The 11298-nt window shown below is 64.7% G+C and carries 8 protein-coding genes, 1 tRNA gene and 1 pseudogene; 8 read left to right on the plus strand and 2 right to left on the minus strand.

All coding sequences use genetic code 11. The annotated features are described in order from the left end of the window. Positions 1-16: 16 nt before the first annotated feature. From DCM80_RS24215 to DCM80_RS24235, 5 genes and pseudogenes are all read left to right on the plus strand, one after another. Positions 17-1869: pseudogene (locus DCM80_RS24215) on the plus strand (flavin-containing monooxygenase). 35 nt (positions 1870-1904) lie between these two features. Beyond that, positions 1905-2723, plus strand: a complete 819-nt coding sequence (locus DCM80_RS24220; protein ID WP_257194049.1) for a lytic transglycosylase domain-containing protein — start codon at positions 1905-1907, stop codon at positions 2721-2723. A gap of 110 nt (positions 2724-2833) precedes the next feature. Beyond that, complete coding sequence (locus DCM80_RS24225; RefSeq protein ID WP_257177812.1) at positions 2834-3055, plus strand: hypothetical protein; 222 nt, start codon at positions 2834-2836, stop codon at positions 3053-3055. A 12-nt stretch (positions 3056-3067) separates the two neighbouring features. Beyond that, on the plus strand, positions 3068-3490 hold the full coding sequence (locus tag DCM80_RS24230) for a hypothetical protein (protein WP_257194050.1): 423 nt from the start codon (positions 3068-3070) through the stop codon (positions 3488-3490). A 430-nt stretch (positions 3491-3920) separates the two neighbouring features. Then, the gene (locus DCM80_RS24235) at positions 3921-4418 is read left to right on the plus strand and encodes a hypothetical protein (RefSeq protein ID WP_257194051.1); all 498 of its coding nucleotides are present in this window, start codon (positions 3921-3923) and stop codon (positions 4416-4418) included. Between the two features lie 47 nt (positions 4419-4465). On the opposite strand, the gene DCM80_RS24240 is transcribed toward DCM80_RS24235, so the two are convergent. Both DCM80_RS24240 and DCM80_RS24245 read right to left on the minus strand, forming a co-directional pair. Further along, positions 4466-7654: an efflux RND transporter permease subunit gene (locus DCM80_RS24240; protein WP_257194052.1), complete on the minus strand. Its 3189-nt coding sequence runs from the start codon at positions 7652-7654 to the stop codon at positions 4466-4468. A gap of 151 nt (positions 7655-7805) precedes the next feature. After that, positions 7806-9047 (minus strand): efflux RND transporter periplasmic adaptor subunit, encoded by a 1242-nt coding sequence (locus DCM80_RS24245; protein ID WP_257194053.1) that lies wholly within the window; start codon positions 9045-9047, stop codon positions 7806-7808. 199 nt (positions 9048-9246) lie between these two features. Here DCM80_RS24245 and DCM80_RS24250 point away from each other — a divergent pair, with 199 nt between their 5' ends. The 3 genes from DCM80_RS24250 to DCM80_RS24260 all read left to right on the plus strand — a co-directional run bounded on the left by DCM80_RS24250 (position 9247) and on the right by DCM80_RS24260 (position 11180). Next, entirely contained in the window at positions 9247-9852 is a 606-nt protein-coding gene (locus DCM80_RS24250; protein ID WP_257194054.1) for a TetR/AcrR family transcriptional regulator, read from the plus strand. Positions 9853-9936: 84 nt separating this feature from the next. Then, positions 9937-10842, plus strand: coding sequence for a ribonuclease Z (rnz, locus tag DCM80_RS24255; RefSeq protein ID WP_257194055.1), 906 nt, complete (start codon positions 9937-9939; stop codon positions 10840-10842). A 264-nt stretch (positions 10843-11106) separates the two neighbouring features. Beyond that, a tRNA-Gln gene (locus DCM80_RS24260) sits at positions 11107-11180 on the plus strand. Positions 11181-11298: the final 118 nt, after the last annotated feature.

Below are 11298 nucleotides of genomic sequence, written 5' to 3' on the forward strand. Positions count from 1 at the left end.
TGCTTGGAGGACGTGCATGGCAGCGGAAAGACACAAGACCGGTGCAGCCGGCGAGCCTACCGTCGACATCGCGGCTCTTCGTGTGCGCTATCGCGAGGAGCGCGATCGCCGTTTGCGTGCCGAAGGCAAGGCTCAATATGTCGAGGTGGCAGGCGGCTTCAGTCGCTACCTCGACGATCCCTGGGCCGATCCCGGTTTTGCGCGCGCACCTGTCACTGAAGAGACCGAGGTTCTTGTCGTCGGCGGCGGCTTCGGCGGGCTGCTCTGTGGCGCGCGCTTGCGCGAGGCCGGCATCGATGATTTCCGCATCGTGGAAAGGGCTGCCGATTTCGGCGGCACCTGGTACTGGAATCGTTATCCTGGAGCTGCCTGCGATACCGAAAGCTACATCTACCTGCCGCTCCTGGAAGAGACCGGCTACATGCCGGCGCGCAAGTACGCCCGGGCGCCGGAGATCTACGAGCACTCCCGCCGCATCGGCCGTCATTTCGGTCTCTACGAGCGCGCGCTGTTTCAGACCGTCATCTCCCGCATGGTGTGGCGGGAGGAGGAGGCGCGTTGGCTGGTCGAGACCGATCGGGGCGATCAGATTCGCGCACGTTTCGTCATTCTCGCCGGAGGTCCGCTCAGCCGGCCGAAATTGCCGGGCATTCCCGGCATCGAGAGCTTCAAGGGCCACAGCTTCCACACCAGCCGTTGGGACTACGGCTACACCGGCGGCAACGCCGATGGCGGTCTGACCGGGCTTGCCGACAAGCGCGTCGGTATCATCGGCACCGGCGCCACCGCCGTACAATGCGTGCCGCATCTCGGCCGTTCGGCGAAGGAGCTCTATGTGTTCCAGCGCACGCCGTCCGCAATCGGCGTGCGCGACGACCGGCCGACGGATCCGCGCTGGGCAAAGAGCCTGAAGGCGGGCTGGCAGCGCGAGCGCATGGACAATTTCACCGCCGTGATCTCAGGCGAGCCGTTCGAGCGGGATCTGGTGCAGGACGGCTGGACCGGCCTGCTCGGCGAGATCCTGCTCGCGCCGCGCCGGCAGCCGCAACCGGTCACCTCGATGGAGGAGGCGCTGAAGGTCATCGAGCAGGCCGACTACCGCAAGATGGAGGAGATCCGCGCCCGGGTCGACGCGATCGTCAAGGACGAGGCGACGGCGGAGGCGCTCAAGCCCTGGTACAAGGCGTTCTGCAAGCGGCCATGCTTTCACGACGAATATCTCGACACTTTCAATCGTCCCAACGTTCATCTCGTCGACACCAAAGGGCAGGGCGTCGATCGCATCACCGGGAATGCCGTCGTGGCCGGCGACAAGGCCTATGAGCTCGACTGCCTGATCTACGCCAGCGGCTTTGAGGTCGGCACCGATTACGCCCGGCGCATGGGCTTTGAAGTCTACGGCCGCGGCGGCGTGAGCCTGTCCGAACGCTGGCAGGGCGGCGTCAAGACGAGCATGGCTTCTATAGCCGCGGCTTCCCGAATTGCTTCCTGATCGTCACCGTGCAGGCCGGCCAGAGCGCCAACTTCCCGCACATCATCGACGAGCAGTCGCAGCACATCGCCTATGTCATCGACCAGGCGCGCAAGCGCGGCGCCAGAACGCTGGAGCCGACGCTAGTCGCCGAGGATGCCTGGGTCGACGAGGTGGTCAAGGCCGCGATCGGCCGGCAGACCTATCTCGCCGAATGCACGCCCGGCTACTACAACAATGAAGGCGTGTTCGATCCGATCGCGGCAAGAAACAGCCAATATTGGCGCGGGCCGATGGCGTTCCTGCGGCTGCTCGACAAATGGCGGAAGGAAGGCAATCTGGCGGGTCTGGAATTGACCTATGATCGCGCCATGGAGTCGGCGCCTTTGACGGGGTAAGATTGCCGATCGGTACAGGACGGGAGACGCCAGGTATGATCAGGGGCAGGGCTGTTGCGGGGGCGGTTTTTGGCGCGATGGCGCTGTTTGGTTGCCTGGCGCCCGCCGCCGAGGCGGCCACTTGCGGCAACGGGCCGGGCGGGTTCGAGGCCTGGAAGCGCGAGTTCAGCGCGGAGGCGCAAGGCAAGGGCATCGGTCAGACCGCGCTCTCGGCCCTGATGCAGACCAATTACGCCAGCGCCACCATCGCGGCTGACCGCGGCCAACGCAGCTTTTCACTGACGCTCGACCAGTTCCTCGCCAAGCGCGGCGCCACCACCATCGTCGCCAAGGGGCGGCAGCTCAAGCAGTCGCAGGCTGCCTTGTTCGCCTCGATCCAGCAGCGCTATGGCGTCCCGCCGGGACCCTTGATTGCGATCTGGGGCATGGAGACCGGTTTCGGCAGCCAGCGCGGCAACCAGAACATGCTGTCGTCGATCGCAACCCTTGCTTATGATTGCCGCCGTCCCGAATTCTTCACCGACCAGCTCTACGCCGCGCTGAAGCTGATCGACCGCGGCACGCTGTCGGGGACGACCCGCGGCTCCATGCACGGGGAGGTCGGCCAGACCCAGTTCATGCCCAAGAGCATCCTGGCCTATGGCACCGGCAATCTCGAAGTGGCCGCCAACGCGCTGAACTCGACGGCGAATTTCCTGAAGGCTCATGGCTGGCGGGCGGGAGCCGGGTACCAGCCCGGCGAGCCGAATTTCGCCGCGATCGAGGCGTGGAATGCGGCCGGCGTCTATCAAAAGGCGATCGCCTTGATGGGCCGGCAAATCGACGAGGGCGGAGCGGCGGCCGCCTCGCGCTGACCAGTTCAGCAAGGCGTGATGCGTCGGCGCGAGAAAATTGTTGCCATCAGGAACCGACGGCACGACGTTTGCTTTGATCAGATTCAGGGCTGGGCATGAGGAGACTCAACATGGCAACCCAGATCGTGATGGACCAGACGGGCGATACACGCCACGAGTTTGATCCTGGCAATGCCGAAGCGCTGGCGCGGGCCGAACGGCGCTTTCGGGAGCTGACCGGGGCCGGCTTCACCGCCGCCCTGCGAACCGGACCTGGCGAGGTCACCCGCATCAAATCGTTCGACCCGGCCGCGCAGGAAACGCTGTTCTATCCCCGCCTGGTCGGCGGTTGATCTGAGCTGCACATGATCGCGGCAGTTTGGCTCCGCGCGCCGGCGCGTGCGCGCTTGCATGCGCTGCGTGAACTCTATCGGCGGTTCTTCGGCGAGAACACGCCGGATGCTCGTGGCCGCCGGCTTCTGGCCGAATGGTTGACGCCAGCGCAGCGCGCACAGTTCGAAGCGCACCGGTATTTCGACGTCGTCGGCTGTGACACCGGCAAGACATACCGCATCCACTACGGCACCGCCGCCAATGTCCACGAGATCGACGAGGCCGGGCATGCGGCGATGGGCTGGTGCTTCGTCCCGTCAGGCTTTCTCGTCCCGGGTGACGTGATGTTGGCTCAGAAGATAGGGCTCGAAACGGACGAGAAGGGCACCTTGGCGCTCGCCAACCGCTTTCCACCGGCAACGCATTCAGAGCACTTCTACCGGCGACCATTCTAGTGCCGGAGAAGCGAGCCGGTCAGGAATGCGTTGTGCGGTAGGCGTCCAGCGCATGCGCTGCGAAAACGCCGACGCTGCAAAGGGCCAGAAGGGCGGAGATCAGCTCGATCATAACTCGTCCTCCTGTAGCGGCTGGGCGACGAGATTCTGACAGCAGGAATATTCGTAGATCAGGTCGAGAAGGAATTTCATGGTGGCCGTCCCTGTACTTGTTTTGACAACCACTTAACCGGCGATCTGTTTCAGGGATGTTTCGTCGCGTCAGGAATGCGGTTTCGCGGGGAACCCGGAGGGCGGGTTTGTGCGCTGCGGCCGCCCCAAGTGCCGGGAGCCGAATAAGGATGAAGACACACCGTCCGGCCGGGGCGGACCCTTGCGGCTCGCCCACGGAGGTGGTCATCTCGGCCCGGGGAATGCGCTGGAGGCTGACATGACACGATTCATTTGCGCCGGTTTGCTGGCCGCGAGCGTCCTCGGGGCAGGGCCGGCGCTGGCGCAAAAATCCAAGGTCGGTGACTGGACCATCGAGAAGCGGACGCAGGACACCCATTGCAATGCAAGCCGAGGCTACAAGGACAAGGACGACGAGAACCGCGACTACGTCATCGTGATCACCTATTCCGAGAAGACGATCGTGATCGTGATGATCTACGACGGCTGGGAATGGGAGACGGTCGGCGAGATCCTTCGCGCCGATGTCGGCACTGACGATGCGGACATCATGAAGAAGGCGAAGTGGGAGGTCATGGACAGGACCACCGTGCGCGGCATCTTCGAGTACGACCAGTCGATGATGGACCGCCTGTCGAAGGCCAAGCGCCTCACGCTCGACTTCGAAGACGATGACGACGACAGCATCGAGATGCAGATACCGCGCGCCGGCGAAGCGCTGGCCGCGCTGAAGTTCTGCGAGGAGAATCGGAAATAAGCGATGCGAACTTGGTCCCGCCAGGGCGCGCCGCGGCGGGACGCTGGTCATTCTGCAGGCCCATGAACAGGCGCCGCGCTGGTGTCGCTGCCGTGATGCGTCAGCGGCTTCATGCCGGTGACGGTCCGCAGCAGCACGTAGAACACCGGCGTCAGGAACAGGCCGAACACGGTGACGCCGATCATGCCGGAGAACACGGCAACGCCCATCGCGCGGCGCATCTCCGAGCCGGCGCCGGTCGAGAGCACCAGCGGCAGCACGCCCATGATGAACGCCATCGACGTCATCAGGATCGGACGAAGCCGCAAGCGGCTCGCCTCGATTGCGGCCCGGATCGGCGTGCGGCCCGCGAATTCGAGCTCCCGCGCGAATTCGACGATCAGGATCGCGTTCTTGGCCGAGAGCCCGACGAGAACGATCAGACCGATCTGGGTGAAGACGTTGTTGTCGCCCTTGGAGACCCAGACGCCGAACATCGCAGCGAGCAAGCCCATCGGCACGATCATGATGATCGAGAGCGGCAGTGTCAGGCTCTCATAAAGCGCGGCCAGCACCAGGAAGACCAGCAGGATCGCCAGCGGGAATACCCAGATGCCGGAATTGCCGGCGATGAACTCCTGATAGGTCAGGTCGGTCCATTCGAAGGCAAAGCCGGGCGGCAGCACCTCGGCCGCGATCCGCGTTGCCGCCTCCTGGGCCTGACCTGATGAGAAGCCGGGCGCGGCCGCCGCGTTGATGTCGGAGGATAGGAAGCCGTTGTAGCGGATCGCGCGCTCCGGCCCCGCGCTCTGGCGGATCGTGAGCAGCGCCGACAACGGCACCATGTCGCCCGATGACGAGCGCACCTTCAACTGCCTGATGTCGTCGGCACGCGCGCGGAACGGCGCGTCGGCCTGCACGCGGACCGAATAGGTGCGGCCGAACTTGTTGAAGTCGTTGACGTAGTAGGAGCCGAGGTAGATCTGCAGCGTGTTGAAGACCTCGGTGACGGGAACACCGAGCTGCAGCGCCTTGGTGCGGTCGATGTCGGCGAACAACTGGGGCACGTTGACCTGGAAGCTCGAGAACACGCCGGCGATCTCCGGCGCCTTCTGCATCGCCGCCATGAAGGCGTTGGTCGCTTCGTTCAGGGCCTCATAGCCGAGGCCGGCACGGTCCTCGATTTGCAGCTTGAAGCCGCCGATGGTGCCGAGGCCGTTGACCGGTGGCGGCGGGAACATGGCGATGAAGGCTTCCTGGATGCCGGCATATTTCTTGTTCAGCTCGGCGGCGATGGCATTCCCGCTCAGCGCGGGGTCCTTGCGCTCGTCGAACGGCTTCAGCGTCGAGAACACGATGCCGGCGTTCGACGAGTTGGTGAAGCCGGAAATTGACAGCCCCGGGAAAGCCACCGAGCTCTCGACACCAGGCTGTGTCAGCGCGATGTCGCTCATCTTGCGGATCACCTCTTCGCTGCGGTCGAGCGCGGCGCCGTCGGGCAGGCGGGCGAAGCCGACCAGGTATTGCTTGTCCTGGCCCGGCACGAAGCCGCCCGGCACCTGCTGGAACAGGAGCGCAGTGAGGCCGACCAGCACGGCGTAAAGACCCATCACCGCGGCCTTGCCCGAGATCACCCGCGTGACGCTGCTGCCGTAGTTCTCCGAGGAGCGTGTGAAGGCCTTGTTGAAGCCTCGGAAGAACCAGCCGAGGCTCTTTTCCATGATCAGCGTCAGCCGGTCCTTCGGCTCGTTGTGGCCCTTGAGCAGCAGCGCTGACAGCGCCGGCGACAGCGTCAGCGAGTTGACGGCCGAGATCACGGTCGAGATCGCGATCGTCAATGCGAACTGCTTGTAGAACTGCCCGGTGAGGCCGGAGATGAAGGCGAGCGGCACGAACACCGCGATCAGCACCATTGCGATGGCGATGATCGGGCCCGACACCTCGCGCATCGCCTGATAGGTGGCATCGCGCGGCGACAGCCCGGACTCGATGTTGCGCTCGACGTTCTCGACCACGACGATGGCGTCGTCGACGACGATGCCGATCGCGAGCACGAGGCCGAACAGGCTGAGCGCGTTGATGGAGAAGCCGAACACGTGCATCACCGCAAAGGTGCCGACGATCGACACCGGCACCGCCAGCAGCGGGATGATCGAGGCGCGCCAGGTCTGCAGGAACAGGATCACGACCAGCACCACCAGCGCGATCGCTTCCAGCAGCGTGTGGATCACCGCCTCGATCGATGAGCGCACGAACTGGGTGGGGTCGTAGACGATCTGGTAAGACACGCCTTCCGGCATGTTCTTCTTGATCTCGGCCATGGTGGCGCGAACGTTGTCGGAGATCTGCAGCGCGTTGGAGCCGGGCGCCTGGAAGATCGGGATCGCCACCGCCTGCTTGTTGTCCAGCAGCGAGCGCAGGCCGTATTCGGAGGCCCCGAGCTCGATGCGCGCGAGGTCGCGCAGGCGCACGACCTCGCCGCGCGAGCCGGTCTTGACCACGATGTCGCCGAACTGCTCCTCGTTCGCGAGGCGGCCCTCGGCGTTGACGGACAATTGCAGGTCGATGCCCTTCACGTTCGGGGAGGAGCCGACCACGCCGGCGGCGGCCTCGACGTTCTGCGCCTGGATCGCCCTGACGATGTCGCTTGCGGTCAGGCCGTGCTCGGCGGCCTTCTGCGGATCGACCCAGACCCGCATCGAATAGTCGCCGGCGCCATAGAGCTGCACGTCGCCGACGCCGTCGATCCGCGCAAGCCGGTCCTTGACGTTGAGCACCGCGTAATTGCGTAGATACGTCATGTCGTAGCGGCCGTTCGGCGACAGAAGATGCACGACCATGGTGAGGTCGGGTGACGACTTCTTGGTGATGATGCCGAGCTGGCGCACTACGGCCGGCAGGCGCGGCTCGGCCTGCTGCACGCGGTTCTGCACCAGTTGCGTCGCCTTGTCCGGGTCGGTGCCGAGCCGGAACGTCACCGTCAGCGTCATCGCGCCGTCGGTGGTCGCCTGGCTCGACATATACAGCATGTTCTCGACGCCGTTGATCTGCTCCTCGATCGGCGTCGCCACCGTTTCCGCAATCACCTTGGGATTGGCGCCGGGATAGGTCGCGCGCACCACGACGGAAGGCGGTACCACGTCGGGATATTCCGAGATCGGCATCGCGAACAGCGAGATCAGGCCGGCAAGGAAGATCAGGACCGACAGCACGCCGGCGAAAATCGGACGATCGATGAAGAACTTTGAGAGATTCATGGTCTTGCCCCTGGGCAATATCTTGGTCGTCCCCGGACAACTCCGCAGTCATTCCGGGGCGGGCGCCCGGAATCCAGAGGTGATGTGATCGGAGTTCATAGGCTCGAGATCCCGGGTTCGCGCGATGCGCGCCCCGGGATGACGGCGTGCACTAACGCTGCACCACGTCCTGGTTGCTGTGGTTGGAGGCCTGCTGTGCTCGCGCGCCCATGGCGGCAACCTCCGTTTTGAGAAGGCCGCCGGGACGCACGCGCTGCAGGCCGTTGACGACGATACGGTCGCCCGGCTTCAAGCCCGAAGTGACGACGCGAAGTCCGTCCACGGCGCCGCCGAGCGTGACCGGCCGGTACACCGCGCGGCTGTCGTCGCCGACGGCCATCACGAACTTCTTGTCCTGGTCGGTGCCGATCGCGCGCTCGTCGATCATCACCAGCGCCTGCTGCTTAGGCTGGCCCATGCGCACGCGCGCGAACTGGCCGGGGATGAGACGGCCGTCCTCGTTCCGGAACACCGCCCGGACCCGGATCGTGCCGCTCTGGCCGTTGACCTGGTTGTCGATGAGCTGGATGTGGCCTTTCGCCGAGAGGCCGCCGGAGGTCGTCATCTCCACGGGGATCAGGTCGAGCTTGCCGCGCTGGCCGGAGGCGTCCGCGATCGAGTTCAGCGCCCGCAGCACGACCTCTTCATCCGCATCGAACGAGGCGTAGATCGGATTGACCGAGACCAGCGAGGTCAGCACCGGGGAGGCGGTGCCGGCGGCAACGAGGTTGCCGACGGTGACCTCGATCTTGCCGACGCGGCCGTCCACCGGCGCGCGCACCTCGGTGTAATCGAGATTGAGCCTTGCGGTCTGGAGCGTCGCCTCGGCCGCCTTCACGTTGGCGATCGCTTCGCGGTTGGCGTTCTCGCGTTGGTCGAAATCGCGCCGCGTCACCACGGCGTTGCCGACGAGCTGTGCGCCGCGTTCGACCTCGCCGGTGGTGAACACCACGCGCGCCTTCGCCGCCTCGAGCTGGGCGTTGGCCTTGTCGACCTCGGCCGCATAGGGCGCCGGGTCGATCTTGAACAGGACGTCGCCGGCCTTCACCAGCGCGCCTTCGGTGAAGTTGGCGGAGAGGATTGCGCCCGCAACGCGCGGGCGCAGCTCGACGCGGTGGATGGCCTCGAGCCGGCCGGAGAAATCGTCCCACAGCACGGTCTGCTTCGGTTCGATCAGCGCGACGGTGACGGGCACGGCCTGCTCGGCCGCGGCGGCTGTTGCTGTCGCCTGGGCGGGGTGGAAATAGCGGCCGGTCGCGATCGAGCCGGCGGCGGCGAGGACGCCCACGACGGCGACGCCACCGAGAAGACGGCGAAAACGGCCGGCGGAAGACGTTTCTTGGGAGGGGGGCATCTGCGCGCTCCAAATATGTAGTGTTCACTACAGATGTGGAGCTAGATACCGCAGCGCAAGATACTTATGTACCGGTCACTAAGAAAAATGTACGCCGATACCGCGACGATTGGAAGACACAAGAAAAAGAAAGCCAGAACAAATAGATAGGAAACGGCGTTGGGCTGATATGGTCCGCCCATTCCGAGGAGACAGGCACATGCGCATGGGACGCCCCCGCGAATTCGACGCTGAAGCGGCGTTGGACCAGGCGATGGAAGTGTTTTGGCGCCATGGCTATGAGGGCGCTACCATCGCCCAGCTCACCGAGGCCATGGGCATCAATCCGCCAAGTCTCTACGCCTGCTTCGGCAACAAGGAGGGCCTACTGAAGGCTGCGCTCGACCGCTACACGAAGCTGCGCAATATCTGGATGGACGAGGTGGTCGCGGCCCCCACCGCCCGCGACGTCACCGAGCGGATGCTGATAGGCATTGCCGACAAGCAGACCGATCCCGCCAATCCGCCCGGCTGCCTGCTGGTGCAAGGCGGCGTCGCCTGCGGCTCCGGCTCCGAGAGCGTCCCCTTCGAGCTCGCCGCCCGCCGCGCTCAGAACGAGGACCAGCTGCGCGAGCGTTTCATCCGCGCCAAGGCTGAAGGCGATCTGAAGGAGACCGCCGATCCCGCCGCCCTCGCGCGCTACGTCTCGGCGGTGTCCGTCGGCATGGGCGTGATGGCGTCCTCCGGTGCCGACCGTGAAGCGCTGCGGCAGGTGGCTGATGTCGCCGTGCAGGCAGTCGAAGCGCAGTCGACCGCGAAGACGTAATCGACCATCATCACAGCGCAGACTGCTTCTCGGACAGCGACGGCGCCGTCGCGGCGAGGACGGGCGCTGGACACACGGACGACGATGTTTGCCCTCACATTCCTCGGCACCTCGGCAAGCGTTCCCTCCGCCGAACGCAATCATCCGGCTCTCCTCGTCGAGGCCGCGGGCAAGCGTGTCCTGGTCGATTGCGGCGAGGGAACGCAGCGCCAGCTCTTGAGGAGCGGCTTGGGCTTTCGGCGGCTCGACCGCGTGCTGCTGACGCATGCTCATCTCGATCACGTGCTCGGCATCCCCGGTCTGTTTTCGACGCTGGGGTTGCGGCAGAGCGCCGAGGTGATGAGTATTCATGGCGGGCCGGGCACGCTCGACATCGTCATCCGAATGCTCGCCGGCCTGTGGGGTGCGGGCAGGGCGCCGATCGCGGTCGAGTTCGCGGCGCTGCGCGAAGGAGAGGTCGTCGACGCCGGCGATTTCACCATCGGCTACTTTGCGGTTCGTCACCGCGACACCGACAGTTTTGGATTTATCTTCCAGAGCCCCTCGCGCCGCCACCTTCGGCCGGACCGGCTCGTGGCGCTGGGCGTTCCTGACGGTCCCTTGCGCGGCGAGTTAGCCGCAGGTCGGGCGGTCGTGATCGAGGGAGATCGCAGGGTCGATCCGGAAGATGTTCTGGGGCCGCCGAGCGGCGGCAAGAAACTCGTGGTGATCGGCGACACCGAAACTACCGAAGGATTGTCGCAATACGTCGCCGGCGCCGACCTGCTGGTGATCGAGGCGACCTTCCTCGAGCGCGACGCCGCAACTGCGCGGGATTACGGCCATCTGACCGCGGCGGAAGCGGCCGCTCTTGCGGCCGCCGGCAACGTCCGCCAACTCGTGCTGACCCATCTGTCCGGACGATACGAGGACGACGAGATCCTGGCCGAGGCGGCGCGGATCTTTCCGAACACCCGGATCGCCGCCGATTTCGATCACATCGTGATCTAAGCCCCGATGCAATGAGGATGCATCGTCATCGCGCTTAGTCGTTGTTGAAGCCGTGATCTTTCTGGAAAACCGCGGCGCCTTGTCCGGATCATGCTTTCGGCGAACATCAAGCTGGAGAAGGCGTGATCCGTCCACTGCAGCGCTTGCCAGCCCGGGGACGAGCGGGTAGAACCCTGCCACGCCTGAGCCGTGATTTGCGCCAAACGCGCTGCCGGCGAGAGTCGAGCAAATCAGCAAGTCATTGAATTTGTTTGACTATTCCGTTGGGGAATGGTGTAACGGTAGCACAACAGACTCTGACTCTGTTTGTCTTGGTTCGAATCCAGGTTCCCCAGCCAATTCGGCGTTTTAGCAGCAAATTCAATTAGTTAGAGTGACGTGCGACGCACAAAAACGGGGCCGCTCGTAACCGTTTTTCGGTCCCGCCAAGCGTAGCCGCGACATAGAAAAGCCGCA

The organism is Bradyrhizobium sp. WBOS08, assembly GCF_024585125.1.
GTDB classification, from domain to species: Bacteria; Pseudomonadota; Alphaproteobacteria; order Rhizobiales; family Xanthobacteraceae; genus Bradyrhizobium; species Bradyrhizobium japonicum_B.